The sequence below is a fragment of the Streptomyces sp. NPDC023723 genome (assembly GCF_040639815.1).
GTDB lineage: Bacteria > Actinomycetota > Actinomycetes > Streptomycetales > Streptomycetaceae > Streptomyces.
The window spans coordinates 1-17,253 of record NZ_JBFAAP010000007.1 but is presented as its reverse complement, the minus strand read 5'-3'; the positions used below and the strand labels follow the sequence as shown (position 1 = coordinate 17,253).

Annotated in this window: 20 protein-coding genes; 9 read left to right on the top strand and 11 right to left on the bottom strand. The window is 72.6% G+C overall.

Translation table 11 applies throughout. The features are described 5' to 3' along the window. Positions 1 to 8: 8 nt before the first annotated feature. Positions 9 to 614 carry a suppressor of fused domain protein gene (locus AB0G32_RS10650; protein ID WP_361161209.1) on the bottom strand — a complete coding sequence of 202 codons (606 nt, stop codon included), beginning with the start codon at positions 612 to 614 and terminating at the stop codon, positions 9 to 11. A 505-nt stretch (positions 615 to 1,119) separates the two neighbouring features. On the opposite strand from AB0G32_RS10650, the gene AB0G32_RS10645 reads away from it, so the two are divergent. Further along, a complete protein-coding gene (locus AB0G32_RS10645) occupies positions 1,120 to 2,238 on the top strand; it encodes a magnesium and cobalt transport protein CorA (RefSeq protein ID WP_361161206.1) in 1,119 nt (372 codons plus the stop codon). Positions 2,239 to 2,261: 23 nt separating this feature from the next. After that, positions 2,262 to 2,765: a hypothetical protein gene (locus tag AB0G32_RS10640; RefSeq protein WP_361161203.1), complete on the top strand. Its 504-nt coding sequence runs from the start codon at positions 2,262 to 2,264 to the stop codon at positions 2,763 to 2,765. 90 nt (positions 2,766 to 2,855) lie between these two features. Here AB0G32_RS10640 and AB0G32_RS10635 read toward each other — a convergent pair whose 3' ends face one another. Then, positions 2,856 to 3,596 carry a hypothetical protein gene (locus tag AB0G32_RS10635; RefSeq protein WP_361161200.1) on the bottom strand — a complete coding sequence of 247 codons (741 nt, stop codon included), beginning with the start codon at positions 3,594 to 3,596 and terminating at the stop codon, positions 2,856 to 2,858. A gap of 200 nt (positions 3,597 to 3,796) precedes the next feature. Between AB0G32_RS10635 and AB0G32_RS10630 the strand changes: the two genes are divergently transcribed. From AB0G32_RS10630 to AB0G32_RS10620, 3 genes are read left to right on the top strand one after another with little or no spacing between them, the layout of a single operon-like run. Further along, positions 3,797 to 5,098 carry a CBS domain-containing protein gene (locus tag AB0G32_RS10630; protein ID WP_361161197.1) on the top strand — a complete coding sequence of 434 codons (1,302 nt, stop codon included), beginning with the start codon at positions 3,797 to 3,799 and terminating at the stop codon, positions 5,096 to 5,098. Beyond that, a complete protein-coding gene (locus AB0G32_RS10625; RefSeq protein WP_361161194.1) occupies positions 5,082 to 5,720 on the top strand; it encodes a DUF1003 domain-containing protein in 639 nt (212 codons plus the stop codon). The genes AB0G32_RS10630 and AB0G32_RS10625 overlap by 17 nt, the downstream gene beginning before the upstream one ends. 43 nt (positions 5,721 to 5,763) lie before the next feature. Beyond that, positions 5,764 to 6,897: an Mrp/NBP35 family ATP-binding protein gene (locus AB0G32_RS10620; protein WP_361161191.1), complete on the top strand. Its 1,134-nt coding sequence runs from the start codon at positions 5,764 to 5,766 to the stop codon at positions 6,895 to 6,897. Between the two features lie 98 nt (positions 6,898 to 6,995). Here the strand turns inward: AB0G32_RS10620 and AB0G32_RS10615 are convergent, their stop codons facing one another. The 4 genes from AB0G32_RS10615 to sigE all read right to left on the bottom strand — a co-directional run bounded on the left by AB0G32_RS10615 (position 6,996) and on the right by sigE (position 10,293). Then, positions 6,996 to 7,667, bottom strand: coding sequence for a hypothetical protein (locus AB0G32_RS10615; protein WP_361161188.1), 672 nt, complete (start codon positions 7,665 to 7,667; stop codon positions 6,996 to 6,998). Between the two features lie 196 nt (positions 7,668 to 7,863). Next, positions 7,864 to 8,298 carry a sec-independent translocase gene (locus AB0G32_RS10610; protein WP_361161185.1) on the bottom strand — a complete coding sequence of 145 codons (435 nt, stop codon included), beginning with the start codon at positions 8,296 to 8,298 and terminating at the stop codon, positions 7,864 to 7,866. A 202-nt stretch (positions 8,299 to 8,500) separates the two neighbouring features. Then, positions 8,501 to 9,514 carry a zf-HC2 domain-containing protein gene (locus AB0G32_RS10605; RefSeq protein WP_361161182.1) on the bottom strand — a complete coding sequence of 338 codons (1,014 nt, stop codon included), beginning with the start codon at positions 9,512 to 9,514 and terminating at the stop codon, positions 8,501 to 8,503. Next, entirely contained in the window at positions 9,511 to 10,293 is a 783-nt protein-coding gene (sigE, locus tag AB0G32_RS10600) for an RNA polymerase sigma factor SigE (RefSeq protein ID WP_361161179.1), read from the bottom strand. The genes AB0G32_RS10605 and sigE overlap by 4 nt, the downstream gene beginning before the upstream one ends. A gap of 103 nt (positions 10,294 to 10,396) precedes the next feature. Between sigE and AB0G32_RS10595 the strand changes: the two genes are divergently transcribed. Beyond that, entirely contained in the window at positions 10,397 to 11,095 is a 699-nt protein-coding gene (locus AB0G32_RS10595) for an O-methyltransferase (protein WP_361161588.1), read from the top strand. A gap of 88 nt (positions 11,096 to 11,183) precedes the next feature. Here the strand turns inward: AB0G32_RS10595 and AB0G32_RS10590 are convergent, their stop codons facing one another. Next, positions 11,184 to 11,351 carry a DUF3117 domain-containing protein gene (locus AB0G32_RS10590; RefSeq protein WP_003966491.1) on the bottom strand — a complete coding sequence of 56 codons (168 nt, stop codon included), beginning with the start codon at positions 11,349 to 11,351 and terminating at the stop codon, positions 11,184 to 11,186. Between the two features lie 352 nt (positions 11,352 to 11,703). Between AB0G32_RS10590 and AB0G32_RS10585 the strand changes: the two genes are divergently transcribed. Next, entirely contained in the window at positions 11,704 to 12,507 is an 804-nt protein-coding gene (locus AB0G32_RS10585; protein ID WP_361161176.1) for an enoyl-CoA hydratase-related protein, read from the top strand. 10 nt (positions 12,508 to 12,517) lie between these two features. Here AB0G32_RS10585 and AB0G32_RS10580 read toward each other — a convergent pair whose 3' ends face one another. Then, a complete protein-coding gene (locus AB0G32_RS10580) occupies positions 12,518 to 13,105 on the bottom strand; it encodes a DNA-3-methyladenine glycosylase I (protein ID WP_361161173.1) in 588 nt (195 codons plus the stop codon). Next, complete coding sequence (locus tag AB0G32_RS10575; protein WP_361161586.1) at positions 13,102 to 13,449, bottom strand: DivIVA domain-containing protein; 348 nt, start codon at positions 13,447 to 13,449, stop codon at positions 13,102 to 13,104. The genes AB0G32_RS10580 and AB0G32_RS10575 overlap by 4 nt, the downstream gene beginning before the upstream one ends. A 176-nt stretch (positions 13,450 to 13,625) precedes the next feature. On the opposite strand from AB0G32_RS10575, the gene folP reads away from it, so the two are divergent. Next, positions 13,626 to 14,486: a dihydropteroate synthase gene (gene folP / locus AB0G32_RS10570; RefSeq protein WP_361161170.1), complete on the top strand. Its 861-nt coding sequence runs from the start codon at positions 13,626 to 13,628 to the stop codon at positions 14,484 to 14,486. Positions 14,487 to 14,497: 11 nt separating this feature from the next. Here folP and AB0G32_RS10565 read toward each other — a convergent pair whose 3' ends face one another. Beyond that, positions 14,498 to 15,256 carry a TIGR00730 family Rossman fold protein gene (locus AB0G32_RS10565; protein WP_361161167.1) on the bottom strand — a complete coding sequence of 253 codons (759 nt, stop codon included), beginning with the start codon at positions 15,254 to 15,256 and terminating at the stop codon, positions 14,498 to 14,500. Between the two features lie 109 nt (positions 15,257 to 15,365). Then, on the bottom strand, positions 15,366 to 16,445 hold the full coding sequence (gene dapE / locus AB0G32_RS10560; protein WP_361161164.1) for a succinyl-diaminopimelate desuccinylase: 1,080 nt from the start codon (positions 16,443 to 16,445) through the stop codon (positions 15,366 to 15,368). A gap of 84 nt (positions 16,446 to 16,529) precedes the next feature. Here dapE and AB0G32_RS10555 point away from each other — a divergent pair. Then, a partial coding sequence (locus tag AB0G32_RS10555) for a heavy metal transporter (protein ID WP_361161161.1) occupies positions 16,530 to 17,253 on the top strand: 724 nt, incomplete at its 3' end.

The window sequence follows — 17,253 nt, the reverse complement described above, 5'->3', positions numbered from 1 at the left end:
GAGTCGCGTCACTCCAGCGGTACGGACCGGCGGGCCGGATCCCGCAGGTCCGTACCGTGCGTCAGCCAGCGTTCCTGGAGCGCCGGCCCGCCGTGCACCCGCTTCCAGGCGGCCTCGTTCGGCGTCATCGGCAGCAGCGGCAGGAACCGCACCGGGTCCAGCGGCGCGGCCAGCTCCAGGTCCGCCACCAGGCCGCCCGGCTCGGCGACCAGGACGGAGCTGAACGGGGCGCCGGGCCACAGCGGCTCACCCACGTCCAGCGCGGCGCCGGGAGCCACGATCACCCCCTCCACCTGCGGGGACGCGGCGAGCACGGCGAGCGGGCGGAGCACCTTGCCGGTGTCGGCGAGCCCCGCCCGTACCGACAGGACCAGTTCGGCCCGGGGCCCCCGCACCGGGTCGGCGAGCATCGCCGTGGGGTCGGCCATCGGCTGCGCGGACATGCCGAGGGTGGCGTAGCGGACGACGTCGCCCTCCTCGGCGGAGCGGCCCGCGGCGTGGAAGCGGAGCACCTCGATGCGGTCCGTGCCGAGGAAGGTGACCCCCGCGCGGGCGTCCGGTTCGCCGAGCGCGCTGCGCAACCGGGCCTCTACCAGAGGAAGAACATCAGCCATGCGGCGAGCATAGAACTCGTCAGTACGCGGCAAAGCGGCACCTTGACACGACGGGCGGCTGGTACTCTGGCCCGGTCGTTGGGGCAGCACGCAAGAGCGCGAGACTCACGCCCCGTCGCTGCAATGAACACTCCCCTACGGGGAATCCCTCTAAACGGGGGAATGGACATCCCTTACGAGGGATCGGCCGGAGGAGGTGGGGTCGGCATGGACCGAAGTCGACCGTGCAGTACCACCCGCTCTTCCGGCCGCTGACGCCGCCGCCTCCGGACTCTCACCGGTCGCCGCCTCCCGTCTGCCGCGCGCTTTCCTGCGGAAGAGCACTTCGTCTCGTGAGAACTCATGAGAACTCATGTGAACCAGCAGTGAAGCCACGCCACCGCGACGGTGGGGTGCTCCCCGCTTTGTGGACGCGCCAGGCCCGCGCACGTACAGGACGTCCTCATTCCGGGTGGTTCCACCCGTCGCCCGGCGCCGTTCGCTGCCCGTAGCGAAGGAGCCTGCCATGTCGATGATCCGTGACCTGCGAGCCGCGGTCCGCCCCTCCTCCCGGGTCCCGCTGCGCAAGGACAGCGGTCCCTACGACGCCACCCGGGACCCGGCCAGCTCCTCGGCCGTGATCGACTGCGCCGTCTACCGGGACGGCCGCCGCGTGCAGACCGAGGCCCCGCTCAGCCCGCACGAGGCGATGCGCCGGGTGCGCCGCGACGGCGGGTTCGTGTGGATGGGGCTGCACGAGCCCACCGAGGACGAGTTCGCCGGTATCGCCCGCGAGTTCGGGCTGCACCCGCTGGCCGTGGAGGACGCCGTCGTCGCCCACCAGCGGCCCAAGCTGGAGCGCTACGACGACTCCCTGTTCACCGTCTTCAAGACCGTCCACTACGTCGACCACGACGAGCTGACCGCCAACAGCGAGGTGGTCGAGTCCGGCGAGGTCATGTGCTTCACCGGACGGGACTTCGTGATCACCGTCCGGCACGGCGGCAAGGGCTCGCTGCGGGCGCTGCGGCACCGGCTCCAGGACGACCCCGAGCTGCTGCTCAAGGGCCCCTCGGCGGTGCTGCACGCCATCGCCGACCACGTCGTCGACGGGTACATCGCGGTCGCCGACGCCGTGCAGGACGACATCGACGAGGTCGAGACCGAGGTGTTCTCGCCGGGCCGCAAGGGCAGCCCGCGCGGCACCGACGCCGGCCGGATCTACCAACTCAAGCGCGAGGTACTGGAGTTCAAGCGGGCGGTGTCGCCGCTGCTGCGGCCCATGCAGCTGCTCAGCGAGCGGCCGATGCGGCTGGTCGACCCCGACATCCAGAAGTACTTCCGCGATGTCGCCGACCACCTCGCCCGGGTGCACGAGCAGGTCATCGGCTTCGACGAGCTGCTGAACTCCATCCTCCAGGCCAACCTCGCCCAGGCGTCCGTCGCGCAGAACGAGGACATGCGGAAGATCACCTCGTGGGCCGCGATCGTCGCCGTACCGACGATGATGTGCGGCGTCTACGGCATGAACTTCGACCACATGCCCGAACTGCACTGGCGGTTCGGCTACCCGATGGTCCTCGGCGTCACCGTCGCCATCTGCTTCGGCATCCATCGCACGCTGAAGCGCAACGGCTGGCTGTAGCCCGTCTCGTTAGGCTGGTCGGCATGACAAGTGAGCTGCTCGGCCAGGCCCTCGTCGAGGAGGCCGCCAAGAAGTCCGGCCTCATCTGGGTCGCGGGCCCCGGCACCGCCGCCCGTGCGCTGTGGCACGTCTGGCACGAGGGCGCGGCGTGTGTGGTGGGCGACGGTCCCGGTGAGCAGCCGCTGCCGTCGCTGGCCGACGGCTCCACCGCCGAGGTGACGGTGCGCAGCAAGGACAAGGGCGGCCGGCTGGTCTCCTGGACGGCCCGGGTCGCCGAGCTGCCGGCCGGCTCCGAGCAGTGGCGGGCGGCGGTCGCGGAACTGAAGGGCAAGCGGCTCAACGCGCCCGACGGCGAGGCGATGGTGGAGCGCTGGGCGCGGGAGTGCCGGGTGCTGCGGTTGTCTCCGACGGGGGTGGCCGGGGAGCTGCCGGACGGGTCGCTGGCCGCGCCGCCGTTGCCTACGCCGGCGACGACCCGGGGGCCGGTCCCCGCGGGGTTGCCCCGGTTGCTGCGGCGTAAGCGGTAGTGCTCCGGGTGCCGGTTTCGCCGTGGCTGGTCGCGCCCGCGCGGCGGAGCCGCATGGTGTGACAGTCCCGCGCCCCTTGTGGGGCGCCTGTCACGACGTCGGCAGTTGCTTGCCGTAGTCCAGGGTGTCGTCCTTGCCCGGTTCCGTCAGGGCGAAGTCCTTGTTCCAGTCCGAGAAGGTGAGGGTGCCCGCGCTGCCCGCCCGGACCAGGCGCAGTGGATACGGCCGGCCCTCCAGGGAGACGTCCAGTGAGCCGCCGTCGCCGTCGTCGCCGCTGATGCGGACGGTGCGGGTGCCGGCCTGCTCGTGCCGGCCGTCCGTCGCCACCGTGCCGTGCAGCGCCAGCAGCCCGTCGAGGAGCACGTCCTTGTCCGTGAACCCGCTGAACTTCTTGTACGAGGGGTCGCCCTGCGGCACCTTCACGTACTTGCCGGCCAGCTTCTCGGCCGCGGCGGCGTCCGCGTCGCCGGTGTCATGGCTCCAGAACCCGGCGTCGGCCTTCAGGAAGAGCTGCTCGCCGACCCGCAGCAGCCCGAACGTGGTGCCCTTGGCGGTGACCGACCCGGTGCCGCCGTCGGACTTCAGCCGCATGTCGAGCGCGTACGTGCTGCCGCTGGTGACGACGGAGCCGTGCAGCCGCACGGTCTCGGCGGCCTCGGCGGCGCTGCGGGTCTTGCGCTGGATCTGCGCGGCGGACAGCTTGCCGACCCCGTTGGTGCCCGCGTCGGGGTCCTCGCCGCCGCATCCCGTCAGCCCGGTCCCGACGGCCAGGACGCACACGGCACCGGCGAGAGCGGACCGGGGATTTCTGCGCCGGGGAGTCACAGTCACAGGTGAGGCGCCTTTCTCGCGGGAGACCGGTACGGCGTACGGCAGCGTACCGGGGCGGCGCACGGGCGGCGGAGCCAGTCCGTCCGGACCGGCCACCAGCGCGGACGACTTCAGGACGGGCTAGCCTGAAGGCCATCCGAGCGGGCAATTCGGAAAAGAGACACAGCAGGCAGCAGCCGTCACGAAAAGGAGCCGCGGCCATGGCAGCGGGCGCCCCCCGGATCTTCGTCTCGCACCTCTCCGGTGTCGCCGTCTTCGACCCCAACGGCGACCAGGTGGGGCGGGTGCGCGATCTGGTCGTCATGCTGCGCGTCGGGCAGAAACCCCCGCGGCTGCTCGGCCTGGTCGTCGAAGTCGCCACCCGCCGCCGGATCTTCCTGCCGATGACCCGGGTCACCGGCATCCAGTCCGGCCAGGTCCTCACCACCGGCGTGCTCAACGTCCGCCGCTTCGAACAGCGGCCCACCGAGCGCCTCGTCTTCGGCGAACTGCTCGACCGGCGCGTCACCCTCGCCGAGACCGGCGAGGAGGTCACCGTCCTGGACCTGGCGGTGCAGCAGCTGCCCGCCCGCCGGGACTGGGAGATCGACAAGGTCTTCGTCCGCCGGGGCCGGCGCGGCGGCGCCTTCCGGCGCGGCCGGGGCGAGGCGCTGACCGTGGAGTGGTCGGCGGTCACCGGGTTCTCCGCGGAGGAGCAGGGACAGGGCGCGGAGAACCTCCTCGCCACCTTCGAACAGCTCCGCCCCGCCGACCTGGCCAACGTCCTGCACCACCTGTCCGCCAAGCGCCGCGCCGAGGTCGCCGCCGCCCTCGACGACGACCGGCTGGCCGACGTACTGGAGGAACTGCCCGAGGACGACCAGATCGAGATCCTCGGCAAGCTGGCGGAGGAGCGGGCCGCCGACGTGCTGGAGGCGATGGACCCGGACGACGCCGCCGACCTGCTGGGCGAACTGCCCGAGCCGGACAAGGAACGGCTGCTCAGCCTGATGAAACCGGCCGACGCCGCCGACATGCGCCGGCTGATGGCGTACGAGGAGCACACGGCCGGCGGTCTGATGACGACCGAGCCGATCGTGCTGCGCCCCGACGCCACCGTCGCCGACGCCCTGGCCCGGATCCGCAACCCCGACCTGTCCCCGGCGCACGCCGCGCAGATCTACGTCTGCCGCCCGCCCGACGAGACGCCGACCGGCAAGTACCTCGGCACGGTCCACTTCCAGCGGCTGCTGCGCGACCCCCCGTACACCCTGGTCGGCTCGATCATCGACGACGACCTCCAGCCGCTGGAGCCGGACGCCGCACTGCCCGTGGTCGCCGGGTTCTTCGCCACGTACGACATGGTGGCCGCCCCCGTGGTCGACGACTCCGGGGCGCTGCTCGGCGCGGTCACCGTGGACGACGTACTGGACCACATGCTGCCCGACGACTGGCGGGAGACCGAATACCACCTGGCGGAGACCGGGGCGGAGGAGGTGAGCGGGGATGGCGCCGGAGCGTGAGACGCCCGTGCGGGAGCGCGCCGTGTCCGGTGCGACGGCCACCTCGCGGCACCGCGGCCCCCGCCTCGACCAGCCGCGCCCGGCGCGCCGCCGACTGCTGCCCGAGTACGACCCGGAGGCGTTCGGCCGGTTCTCCGAGCGGATCGCCCGCTTCCTGGGCACCGGGCGGTTCATCGTCTGGATGACGGTCGTCATCATCGTGTGGGTGGTGTGGAACATCGCCGCCCCGGCGGGCCTGCGGTTCGACGAGTACCCGTTCATCTTCCTGACCCTGATGCTGTCCCTCCAGGCGTCCTACGCGGCCCCGCTGATCCTGCTCGCGCAGAACCGGCAGGACGACCGGGACCGGGTCAACCTGGAGCAGGACCGCAAGCAGAACGAGCGGTCGATCGCCGACACCGAGTACCTGACCCGCGAGATCGCCGCGCTGCGCATCGGTCTGGGCGAGGTCGCCACCCGGGACTGGATCCGCGACGAACTCCAGGAGATGATCAAGGAGCTGGAGTCACGGCAGAACGGCCACCGCCCCGAGACCGCCGCCAACCCGGCAAACACCGCGAACCTGGCACTCCCGGCAGAACGGCCGCCGGGACGTGACGCAGCCGACCGCGACGACCGCTGACGGGCTTACCGGGGGCGGCGCCGGGCGCCGTACCATCGGAGTCATGGCTACGGAAGACGCGGTGCGCGAGGCACTGGCGACGGTGAACGACCCCGAGATCAACCGGCCCATCACGGAGCTCGGGATGGTCAAGTCGGTGGAGATCGGCGCGGACGGAGCGGTCGCGGTCACCGTGTACCTGACGGTCTCCGGCTGCCCGATGCGCGACACCATCACACAGCGCGTCACCGAGGCGGTGTCCCGGCTCGACGGCGTCACCCGGGTCGACGTCACGCTGGACGTGATGAGCGACGAGCAGCGCAAGGAGCTGGCCACCGCGCTGCGCGGCGGCCAGACCGAGCGCGAGGTCCCGTTCGCCAAGCCCGGCAGCCTGACCCGGGTCTACGCGGTCGCCTCCGGCAAGGGCGGCGTCGGCAAGTCCTCGGTGACGGTGAACCTGGCGGCGTCGATGGCGGCGGACGGCCTGAAGGTCGGGGTCGTGGACGCCGACATCTACGGCCACTCGGTGCCGCGCATGCTGGGCGCCGACGGGCGGCCCACCCAGGTCGAGAACATGATCATGCCGCCGTCGGCGCACGGCGTGAAGGTCATCTCCATCGGCATGTTCACCCCGGGCAACGCGCCGGTGGTCTGGCGCGGCCCGATGCTGCACCGCGCGCTCCAGCAGTTCCTGGCCGACGTGTACTGGGGCGACCTGGACGTCCTGCTGCTCGACCTGCCGCCGGGCACCGGCGACATCGCGATCTCCGTCGCCCAGCTGGTGCCGAACGCCGAGATCCTGGTCGTGACGACGCCGCAGCAGGCGGCCGCCGAGGTGGCCGAGCGGGCCGGCGCGATCGCCGTGCAGACCCACCAGAAGATCGTCGGCGTGGTCGAGAACATGTCCGGGCTGCCCTGCCCGCACTGCGGCGAGATGGTCGACGTCTTCGGCACCGGCGGCGGCCAGATGGTCGCCGACGGCCTGACCCGCACGACGGGGGCCCCGGTCCCGGTGCTCGGCGCCATCCCCATCGACGTCCGGCTCCGCGAAGGCGGCGACGAGGGCAAGCCGGTGGTCCTGACCGACCCGGGCTCCCCGGCGGGGTCGGCCCTGCGCGACATCGCGGGGAAGCTGGGGGGACGGCAGCGGGGCCTTTCGGGCCTGTCCTTGGGGATCACTCCCAAGAACAAGTTCTAGAACTGACCGCGCGAGCGACCGCGCCGCAGCCGCCGAGCGACCGCGCCGCAGCTACGGCCGCCCACGGCGAAGGGGCGCCACCACCGGCGCCCCTCGTGTCACGCGTACTCGGCGATGTCCTTCACCGCGGCGAAAGCCAGCCCGTACGCGCTCATCCCCCGCCCGTACGCCCCGAGATGCGCCCCCTGCCCGGTGGACCCGGCCAGCACCCACCCGAACTCCGACTCCCGGTAGTGGAACGGCGTCGGCACACCGTCCACCGGCAGCGACAGCGTCGACCAGTCGGACCCGTCGAGGTCGTCCGCAAGGACCCACGCCGTCTCGGTCTGCTGGTCCAGCCAGTCGTCCCGCAGCGAGTGGTCCATCTGCCCCGGCCAGGTGAAGGACAGCAGCCCCACCCCGGCCAGCCAGGCCGCCGAGGACACCGAGGTGGCCTCCAGCGTCCCCGTACCATCCGCGCTGCGCCGCACCGGATTGGCCGCGACCGTCACCACGACCGCGAACTTCTCCTTGGCGTCCTGCTCGTCACCCGCCACGTGCTCGTTGCGTACCGACGGCTCGTCCCCGTGTCCGATCGAGCCGTGCTCCACCGCCCCGTCGGCGGCCGTGCCGACCTGCATCAGCCAGCGTGGCCCGGTGAACGCCTCGTCGAGGCCGTACCAGGGAAAGGCCGCCCGCAGGTAGCCGTCGACCGCACTCGGGGCGGAGGGGGACGCTGGTCCGCCCTCCGCGGCCGACGCCTGCGCGACTGCCCGACTCGTCGTCTCCATGTGCCCGGACGCCTCCTCGCTCTAGTCGGACCGGCACGGCCCGCCCCCCTTCGGGCGTACTCGTACGATCCGCACAACAAGTCGGCAGCATAGCCACCCCGGTCGGGGCGGCCGGGAAAGCGCCCGGCGCGTGGGCCGCGCGGGCGGCGGGTTCAAGCCGCGCACCACCGCAACGGAGTATGACAAGCGTCGGGCGTCAGGTGGCGTCCGCGTCGAAGGGCGGACGCTCCTCGCGGGCGGTGCCCGCCGTGCTCTCCGGCTTCTTGGTCATGTCGATCCGGCCCGCGGCGGAGCCGGACGCTTCCGCCTCGCGGCTCTGGACGGCGTCGGTGACCTCGGCCATCTCCTTCTTCAGGTCGAAGCCGCTGCGGATCTCCTTGAGCCCCAGGTCGTCGTTGTCCAGCTGCTTACGGATGAACGTCTTGGGGTTGAGGTCCTCGAACTCGAAGTCCTTGAACTCCGGGCCGAGCTCCTGCCGGATGTCCTGCTTGGCGCTCTCCGAGAACTCCCGGATCTTCCGGATCGTGCGCGTCACGTCCTGGATGACCTTGGGGAGCTTGTCCGGACCGAAGACGAGCACGGCGAGGACGACGAGCGTGACCAGCTCGAGTGGTCCTATGTCATTGAACACCTGAAGCTCCTTGGGATGTCCGGGCCGCCTCCACGGTACCCGCCCATCCCGTGAGACCGGTACAGTCCCGTCCGCTCCTCATGCGCCGGGTCCGGCCGCTTTCCGCATTGTTTGCCATTCGGTTCAGTCTCCGGCCGGGGAACCGAGCGGCTGCGAGACCTTCCTCACCCCGCTGTCCCGGTCACCGGCGCGCGGTGGCCGGTCAGGGCGTGGCAGGGAAGGCGGACGCGGCCGGCGAGGCCGAGGGCGCGGAGGGGTCGGGGACGGGCGCGGCGAGCAGGCCGGGCGGGTTGACCTCGGGCGTCGTCGGCCAGGCGGACAGCGCGACCGGCGGAACGGCCTCGAAGGGCCGTATCAGCGGGGACATCGCGACCGCGCCGGCCATGACGGGAGTGGTCAGCGGATGACCGGACTGCCCGCTCTGGTCGTCGGGGCCCGCGGAGGGCGCCGGCAACCCCGGCAGCAGCGGCGCGGAGACCGAGGTGGACGCTATCGGCGCGTCACCCGGCGAGCCCTGTCCCGCGGCCTGTCCGAGCAGCGGCGCGCCGGTGCGGCGGCGCTGGGCCTCGGGGGCCGTGGCCGATCCCGTGCCCTGGGTGCGGGCCGGGGTGACATTGCTGCCGGCGCCCGCCCCGCGCGCCTCGGCCGTGCTGTCCGGCGCACCGGCCGTGACGCCGCCGAGGGCGACCGCGGCGAGCGACACCGCTCCGGCGGCGGCGAACGCGAACCGCAGGCCGCGCGAGGCCGACCGGTCGGATTCGTGCCGTCCGACGTCGTGGATGCGGAAGCCGCGGCCCGGCGCGGCGGGCGCCAGCACCGAGGAGACGGGCGACCGGGAGGGCACGTACTCGAACTCGAACCGCTCCCCCCGCTTGAGCCCGAAGACCCCGGAGGCCCCGGTGCCGCCGAACCGTCCGGCCAGCTCGGAGAAGCCGGACAGCGCGCCGCCGCCCGGTGCGCCGCCGTCCCCGCCGGGGAGCCCCTGGAGGCGGGCCAGCAGGCTCTCGGAGGGGGCCGGACCGGCGGCCTCGGCGAAGACGTTCTTCAACCGGCGCTGCGCGTCCACTTCCGCCTTGCACTTGGGGCAGGTGGCCACATGCGCCAGCACGCGCTCCCGCGCGTCATGACCGAGCTCGCCGTCCACCAGGGCGGAGAGTCGGTCTCCCAGATGCTGCTCTGCGAGGTGTCCCTCGGAGTTCGGCCGTGAACCGCTCACGCGCTCGCGCCCCCTCCTCCCAGTGCGGGAACGCGCGGCATGAAGGAGCGGCGCTCGGCGCGTGCCTGGGGCGAGCGGTGGGCGAGGGCCTTGCGCAGCTGGGAGCGGCCGCGGTGGATGCGGGAGCGGACCGTGCCGAGCTTGACGCCCAGGGTCGCGGCGATCTCCTCGTAGGACAGTCCCTCGATGTCGCACAGGACGACGGCGGCGCGGAACTCGGGCGCGAGGGTGTCCAGCGCCTGCTGGACGTCGGCGTCGAAGTGCGCGTCGTTGAAGACCTGCTGCGGGGTGGGCTCCCGGCTCGGCAGCCGCTCGGCGGCGTCGTCGCCGAGCGCGTCGAAGCGGATGCGCTGCTTGCGGCGGACCATGTCCAGGAAGAGGTTGGTCGTGATGCGGTGCAGCCAGCCCTCGAAGGTGCCCGGCGTGTAGGTCGACAGGGAGCGGAAGACGCGGACGAAGACCTCCTGGGTGAGGTCCTCGGCGTCGTGCTGGTTGCCGGTCAGTCGGTAGGCGAGCCGGTAGACCCGGCCGCTGTGCGTGCTGACGATCTCCTCCCAGGTGGGCGGAGTCCACGCCTGCCCGTCCGCGTCGGTGGAGAAGGTCGCGGTCCGGTCCTGGCCGGCCGGGCCGGCGGCGGGGCTGTGGTCAGCAGCGGTGTCGTTCACGGATTTCGGCCTGCCCACCGAGGCGAGGAAGCGCCGCAGCACTCCTCCACGGTCCCCGGGCGCGGCCGCACCTCCCCTGTCGGCTCTGGTGGTGTCCAGTGGAGCCCCTACCATAGCCACCTCGCCCGTTAGCTCCGGATAAGCGGTTTTACGAGAATTTGATTCGGGCCGGCCCGGCTGGGCCGTCTCGTCCCCACCCCTTCAAACGACCGGTCCCATCTGCGGGTTCCCGACGCCAACGGATACAGTCACGCCGAGGCTTCAACGGGGACAGGAGAGGGTCATTACCGGCAACCGGCAGACGAGCTGGGCGTTCGCCGACGCCTATGTCGCCGAGGACGACGCGCTGCACTGGGCCCGCGACCGGGCCCATGACGCCGGCCTGCGCTCGGTGACGCCCGGCACGGGCTCCGCGCTGCGGCTGCTCGCCGCCGCCGTGGACGCCAAGGCGGTCGCGGAGATCGGCACCGGCTGCGGCGTCTCCGGGATCCACCTGCTGCACGGCATGCGGCCGGACGGCGTGCTCACCACGGTCGACCCCGAGCCGGAGCACCAGCAGTTCGCCCGCCAGGCGTTCCGCGCCTCCGGGTTCGCCAGCAACCGGGCGCGCTTCATCCCGGGCCGGGCGCTGGACGTGCTGCCCCGGCTCGCGGACGCCGGCTACGACCTGGTGTTCTGCGACGGCGACCGGCTGGAGTACCTCGACTACCTCGATGAATCGTTGCGCCTGCTGCGGCCGGGCGGCCTGGTGGTGTTCGAGGGCGTCTTCGCGAACGGCCGGACGGTCGACTCGGGCCCGCAGCCCACCGAGGTGCTGCGGCTGCGCGAGCTGCTGCGGGCGGTGCGGGAGAGCCAGGAGCTGGTGCCCTCCCTGCTGCCGGTGGGCGAGGGCCTGCTGTGCGCGGTGAAACGGTAGGCGCGGGTCCGCCGGGACGTCCGTCATGCAGTGGGCCCGGTACCGCGTGCGGTACCGGGCCCACTGGACATGTATGGTCGCTTGCGCGTCAGCCGACGACCTTCTTGAGGGCATCGCCCAGTGCGTCGGCCTCGTCGGGGGTCAGCTCGACGACGAGCCGACCGCCACCTTCGAGCGGAACGCGCATGACGATGCCCCGCCCCTCCTTGGTCACCTCGAGCGGGCCATCGCCCGTCCGCGGCTTCATGGCCGCCATGCTCGTTCCCCTTCCTGATACCAGTTCATCGTCCAGGCCGACGGCCCTTTAGGGCACGCGCAGCCCCATACTCGGGACACGCGACACCGGCATCGAACACATTGCTTCCAAGCCATTATCCCGCATCGCGGGACCCGATGACCAACATCGGTCGGCATCGCTTGGGCAACGCACGCGAGCAAAACCACTCAATTCGGGGATGTGACTGCGATACTGCGCGCCCGCACGCACTTCCGCCGAACGGATACGGCCCAGAATTCTTTGACGGAGGTCACACCCCCGCCGCGGTCCGCCCCCGGTGAACTCCGCCATGCTGTCCTGCACAGGTACGACGACGCGGAGGGGATACGCCATGGCCGACACCGTGCGCTACGAGGTGAGCGACGCGCTCGCGACGATCACGCTGAACCGCCCGGAGGCGATGAACGCGCTGAACACCGAGACCAAGGTCGCCCTGCGGGAGGCGGCGCGCAGCGCGGCGGACGACGACGCCGTGCGGGCGGTGCTGCTCACCGCGGCCGGTGACCGGGCGTTCTGTGTGGGCCAGGACCTCAAGGAGCACATCGGGCTGCTGGCCGCCGACCGGGAGACCGGCTCGGAACGGACCATGAGCACGGTGCGGGAGCACTACAACCCGATCGTGCGGGCGCTGGCCGAGGCGCCCAAGCCGGTGGTGGCCGCGGTGAACGGGGTGGCGGCGGGGGCGGGCCTCGGCCTGGCGCTCGCGGCGGACTACCGGATCGTCGCCGAGACGGCGGCGTTCACCACGTCGTTCGCCGGCGTGGCGCTCACCGCCGACTCCGGGGTCTCCTGGACGCTGCCGCGGGTGGTCGGCCCCGGGCGCGCCGCCGACCTGCTGCTCTTCCCGCGCACCATCACCGCGCGGGAGGCGTACGAGCTGGGCATCGCCAACCGCCTGGTGCCGGCCGCCGAGCTGCGCGCGGAGGCCGAGAAGGTGGCCCGGGCCCTGGCCGAGGGCCCGACGGTGGCGTACGCGGCGCTGAAGGAGTCGATGGCGTACGGCCTGACGCACACCTTCGCCGAGACCCTGGAGAAGGAGGACGAGCTCCAGTCCCGGGCGGGCGCCTCCGAGGACCACGGCATCGCGGTGCGGGCGTTCATCGACAAGGAGCGGCCGAAGTACCTGGGCCGCTAGCTCCCCCGCTTCAGGAGCGGCCGCGGGCCACGCAGTCCGCGAGGTGGTCGTCGACCAGGCCGCACGCCTGCATCGTGGCGTACGCCGTGGTCGGGCCGACGAAGCGCAGGCCGCGCTTCTTCAGCGCCTTCGACAGGGCGGTCGACTCGGGGGTGACCGGCGGGACGTCGGCCAGCGACCTGGGGACCGGCCGGCCCGCCGGGTCGGGGGCGTGCGACCAGATCAGCTCGTCCAGCTCGCCCGGGGCCCAGCCGGCCAGCTCCCGCGCGTTGGCGAGGGTCGCGTCGATCTTGGTGCGGTTGCGGATGATGCCCGCGTCGGCGAGCAGCCGCTCACGGTCCGCGTCGGTGAACTCCGCCACCGCGTCGATCTTGAACTCGGCGAAGGCGGCGCGGAAGCCGGGGCGGCGGCGCAGGATGGTGATCCAGGACAGGCCGGACTGGAACGCCTCCAGGGTGAGCCGCTCGAACAGGGCGTCGTCGCCGTGGACCGGGCGGCCCCACTCCTCGTCGTGGTACGTGAGGTAGTCGGCGGTGGACACGGCCCAGGGGCAGCGCGGCGCGCCGTCCGGACCGACGGCGGCGGCTCCTGCGCTCAACTGCGTCCCTCCTCGTCGGGCTGCTGCATGGCGACGCGGTGGGCGGCGGCGCGGGCGCCCGCCAGCGCGGACTCCAGCTCGGCGATCCGGGCGTCCCGCTCGGCGAGCTCGGCGCCGAGCCGGCCGAGGGCGTCGTCGACGTCCGCCATACGGTACCCGCGGACGGTCAGCGGGAAGCGCAGGCGCTCCACGTCGGCGCGGTTCACCGGCCGCTCGGCGGGCAGCGGGTCGACCAGCCGCTCGGGCGCGGCGTCGGGCAGCGGGCCGCTGTCGCCGCCGCCGACCACGGCGAGGGTCACCGCGGCGACCACCACGGCGAGCGCGACGACGAGGAACAGGAACATAACCACCGCTGGGCCCCCACGGTCGGATCATCGGATGGATTCACGAGGTCCCCATTGAATCGCGTGAATCGTGTGCATCGGAGTCGGGTGTGTCGGGTCGATCGTGCCATGCGAGTCTGACAGCCGGGTCCGCAGGAGGTCCCGCACACCGGACGGACGAGAAGGAGTCACAGGGGATGCTCAGGCTGGGCAGGCGCGTGTTCGAGGCGCACGAGCCGGTGATCATGGCGATCGTCAACCGGACCCCTGACTCCTTCTACGACCGGGGCGCCACCTTCCAGGACGAGGCGGCGCTCGCGCGCGTGGAGCGGGCGGTCGCCGAGGGGGCCGCGATCATCGATGTCGGCGGGGTGAAGGCCGGACCCGGCGACGAGGTGAGCGCCGCGGAGGAGGCGCGGCGCACGGTCGGCTTCGTGGCTCAGGTGCGGCGGCGCTTCCCGGACGTGGTGATCAGCGTGGACACCTGGCGGCACGAGGTCGGCGAGGCCGTCTGCGAGGCGGGCGCGGACCTCCTGAACGACGCGTGGGGCGGCGTGGACCCGAAGCTCGCCGAGGTCGCGGGCCGCTACCGCGTGGGCCTGGTGTGCACGCACGCCGGGGGCGCCCAGCCGCGCACCCGTCCGCACCGGGTGGCGTACGAGGACGTCATGGCCGACATCCTCCGGGTGACGCTGGGACTGGCCGAGCGCGCGGTGGCGCTCGGGGTGCCCCGGGAGTCGGTGCTGATCGACCCGGGGCACGACTTCGGCAAGAACACCCGGCACAGTCTGGAGGCGACCCGGCGGCTGGGCGAGATGACGGCGACCGGCTGGCCGGTGCTGGTCTCGCTGTCCAACAAGGACTTCGTCGGCGAGAGCCTGGACAAGCCGGTCAAGGAACGCCTCCTGGGCACCCTGGCGACGACAGCGGTCTCCGCCTGGCTCGGCGCGCAGGTGTACCGGGTGCACGAGGTGGCGGAGACCCGGCAGATCCTGGACATGGTGGCGTCCATCGCCGGCCACCGGCCGCCCGCGGTGGCCCGCCGGGGCCTGGCCTGACCGTCAGCGGGTCAGCGCCCGGCCTCCTTGGACACCAGCGCGACCGCCTCGTCCACGTCGTCCGTCAGGTGGAACAGCAGCAGGTCCTTCTCCGCCGCCTTGCCCTGCGCGACCAGCGTGTGCTTCAGCCAGTCGACCAGTCCGCCCCAGTACTCGGTGCCGAACAGGACGATCGGGAAGCGGGTCACCTTCTGGGTCTGCACCAGGGTGAGGGCCTCGAACAGTTCGTCGAGGGTGCCGAGGCCGCCGGGCAGTACGACGAAGCCCTGCGCGTACTTGACGAACATCATCTTCCGGACGAAGAAGTAACGGAAGTTGAGGCCGATGTCGACGTACTGGTTCAGGCCCTGTTCGAAGGGCAGCTCGATGCCGAGGCCGACCGAGGTGCCGTTCGCCTCGCAGGCGCCCTTGTTGGCCGCCTCCATGGCGCCGGGGCCGCCGCCGGTGATCACCGCGAAGCCGGCCTCCACCAGGCCGCGGCCGAGCCGGACCCCGGCCTCGTACTCCGGGGAGTCCGCCGGTGTGCGCGCGGAGCCGAACACGCTGATCGCGGGCGGGAGTTCGGCGAGGGTGCCGAAGCCCTCGATGAACTCCGACTGGATGCGCAGCACCCGCCAGGGGTCGGTGTGCACCCAGTCGGTGGGGGCCCGCTCGTCCAGCAGCCGCTGGTCGGTGGTGCTCGCCTTGACCTGGTCCCGCCTGCGCAGGACCGGCCCGGTGCGCTGCTCGTCCGGCGGTTGCTTCTTGCCGATCGGGTTGCCGGTGGGCATGGGCGCTCCCTTGCGTCGTGCGGTCGTTCCACCTCAGCGTAGATCCACGCGGGTTACGTGCGGGGTACCTCAGCATGTCCGCCGTGCAGCGCCGCAAACCACGCCTGCGTCACGCGGTCAGCCAGGACCGCAGCCGCTCCTCCCCCGCCAGCACCTTGGCCACCTCCACCCGCTCGTCCCGCTTGTGCGCCAGGTGCGGGTTGCCGGGGCCGTAGTTGACCGCGGGGACGCCGAGCGCGGCGAACCGGGAGACGTCGGTCCAGCCGTACTTCGGCTGCGGGGTGCCGCCGACCGCCTCGATGAAGGCGGCGGCGGCCGGGTGGGACAGGCCGGGCAGGGCGGCGCCGCTGTGGTCGTCGACGACGAACTCGCTCACCCCGCAGTCCGTGAACACCTCGCGGACGTGGGCGAGGGCGTCCTCGGGGGAACGGTCGGGCGCGTAGCGGAAGTTGACGGTGACCACGCACTCGTCGGGGATCACGTTGCCGGCCACTCCACCGCCGATCCGGACCGCGTTGAGGCCCTCGCGGTACTCCAGGCCGTCGATCACCGGGTAACGCGGCTCGTACGCGGCGAGGCGGGCCAGGATCGGGGCGGCGGCGTGGATGGCGTTGGCGCCCATCCAGCTCCGCGCGGAGTGGGCGCGCTCGCCGGCCGTCTTCAGCAGCACCCGCAGCGTGCCCTGGCAGCCGCCCTCGACCTGCCCGTCGGAGGGTTCGAGCAGCACCGCGAAGTCGCCGGCCAGCCACTCGGGCCGCGCCTCGGCGATGTGCTTGAGCCCGTTCAGGTCGGCGGCGACCTCCTCGTTGTCGTAGAAGACGAAGGTCAGGTCCCGGTTGGGGGCCGGGACGGTGGCGGCGATGCGCAGCTGCACCGCGACGCCCGCCTTCATGTCGCAGGTGCCGCAGCCCCACAGCACCCCGTCCGCGTCCAGCCGCGAGGGCACGTTGTCCGCGATCGGCACCGTGTCGATGTGCCCGGCGAGGATCACCCGCTCACCGCGCCCGAGGTCGGTGCGGGCCACGACGTTGTTGCCGTACCGGTCGACCGTCAGGTGCGGCAGGGCGCGCAGGGCGTCCTCGATCGCGTCGGCGAGCGGCTGCTCGGAGCCGCTGACGGAGGGGAAGTCGACCAGCCGGGCGGTCAGCTCGGCGGCGTTCAGCGAGAGGTCAAGCGGGGTGTCGGCCATGACGCCGACCCTAACGCCCTGCCCTTTCGGGCACCGCTCGTGCCTGTTCGGACATCGTTCCCGCCCTCCAGTACCTTGTACCGCGTGTCACAGCCGCTCACCGTCCGCAATCGTCGAGGCCGTCTGTTCCGTCGCGGGGCGGCCCTGCTGGTGCTGGCCGCGCTCGCCGGATACCTGGTGGTCCAGTACCTCACGGCGGGCACCGGCGCGACCGGCTGCACGGTCGTCGCGGCCGGGGACGGTGACGGTCAGTACACGTTCACGCCGGAGCAGGCGGTGAACGCGGCGACCGTCACGGCCGTCGGCACCGCGCGCGGGCTGCCCGAACGGGCGGTGACGATCGCCCTGGCGACCGCGCTCCAGGAGTCGGCGCTGCTCAACGTCCGGCACGGCGACCGCGACTCCCTCGGCCTGTTCCAGCAGCGGCCCTCGCAGGGCTGGGGCGCCCCGGCCCAGATCATGGACCCGATGTACGCGGCGGGGCGGTTCTACGACGAGTTGGCCGAGGTGCCCGGCTACACCCGGCTGCCGCTGACCGTCGCCGCCCAGCGGGTGCAGCGCAGCGGCTTCCCGGAGGCGTACGCCAAGCACGAGCCGGACGCCGCGCTGCTCGCCGCCGCCCTCACCGGCCGGTCCGCGGCCACCCTGACCTGCGCGGGCCGCCCGGCCGCCACCCGGGCCGGCGGTCCGGCCGCGGTACGGGCGGCGCTGGTCCGGGACTTCGGGCGGACCGTGCTCCGGCCGGCCGGCGCGGCGGCGGGCGCCGCGCCGGTGGCGGTGGCGGCGAAGTCGGCCGGGCCGGTCGTGG

Excerpts from the sequence above, each read along its gene's own strand:
- dapE (WP_361161164.1), bottom strand. The coding sequence starts at position 16,445 with ATGGCCGACACCCCGCTTGACCTCTCGCTGAACGCCGCCGAGCTGACC.
- AB0G32_RS10640 (WP_361161203.1), top strand. The coding sequence starts at position 2,262 with ATGACAAGTGAGCTGCTCGGCCAGGCCCTCGTCGAGGAGGCCGCCAAG.
- AB0G32_RS10650 (WP_361161209.1), bottom strand. The coding sequence starts at position 614 with ATGGCTGATGTTCTTCCTCTGGTAGAGGCCCGGTTGCGCAGCGCGCTC.
- AB0G32_RS10565 (WP_361161167.1), bottom strand. The coding sequence starts at position 15,256 with ATGCCCACCGGCAACCCGATCGGCAAGAAGCAACCGCCGGACGAGCAG.
- folP (WP_361161170.1), top strand. The coding sequence starts at position 13,626 with ATGCTCAGGCTGGGCAGGCGCGTGTTCGAGGCGCACGAGCCGGTGATC.
- AB0G32_RS10645 (WP_361161206.1), top strand. The coding sequence starts at position 1,120 with ATGTCGATGATCCGTGACCTGCGAGCCGCGGTCCGCCCCTCCTCCCGG.
- AB0G32_RS10620 (WP_361161191.1), top strand. The coding sequence starts at position 5,764 with ATGGCTACGGAAGACGCGGTGCGCGAGGCACTGGCGACGGTGAACGAC.
- sigE (WP_361161179.1), bottom strand. The coding sequence starts at position 10,293 with ATGGTAGGGGCTCCACTGGACACCACCAGAGCCGACAGGGGAGGTGCG.
- AB0G32_RS10630 (WP_361161197.1), top strand. The coding sequence starts at position 3,797 with ATGGCAGCGGGCGCCCCCCGGATCTTCGTCTCGCACCTCTCCGGTGTC.
- AB0G32_RS10575 (WP_361161586.1), bottom strand. The coding sequence starts at position 13,449 with ATGTTCCTGTTCCTCGTCGTCGCGCTCGCCGTGGTGGTCGCCGCGGTG.
- AB0G32_RS10615 (WP_361161188.1), bottom strand. The coding sequence starts at position 7,667 with ATGGAGACGACGAGTCGGGCAGTCGCGCAGGCGTCGGCCGCGGAGGGC.
- AB0G32_RS10625 (WP_361161194.1), top strand. The coding sequence starts at position 5,082 with ATGGCGCCGGAGCGTGAGACGCCCGTGCGGGAGCGCGCCGTGTCCGGT.
- AB0G32_RS10590 (WP_003966491.1), bottom strand. The coding sequence starts at position 11,351 with ATGGCGGCCATGAAGCCGCGGACGGGCGATGGCCCGCTCGAGGTGACC.
- AB0G32_RS10585 (WP_361161176.1), top strand. The coding sequence starts at position 11,704 with ATGGCCGACACCGTGCGCTACGAGGTGAGCGACGCGCTCGCGACGATC.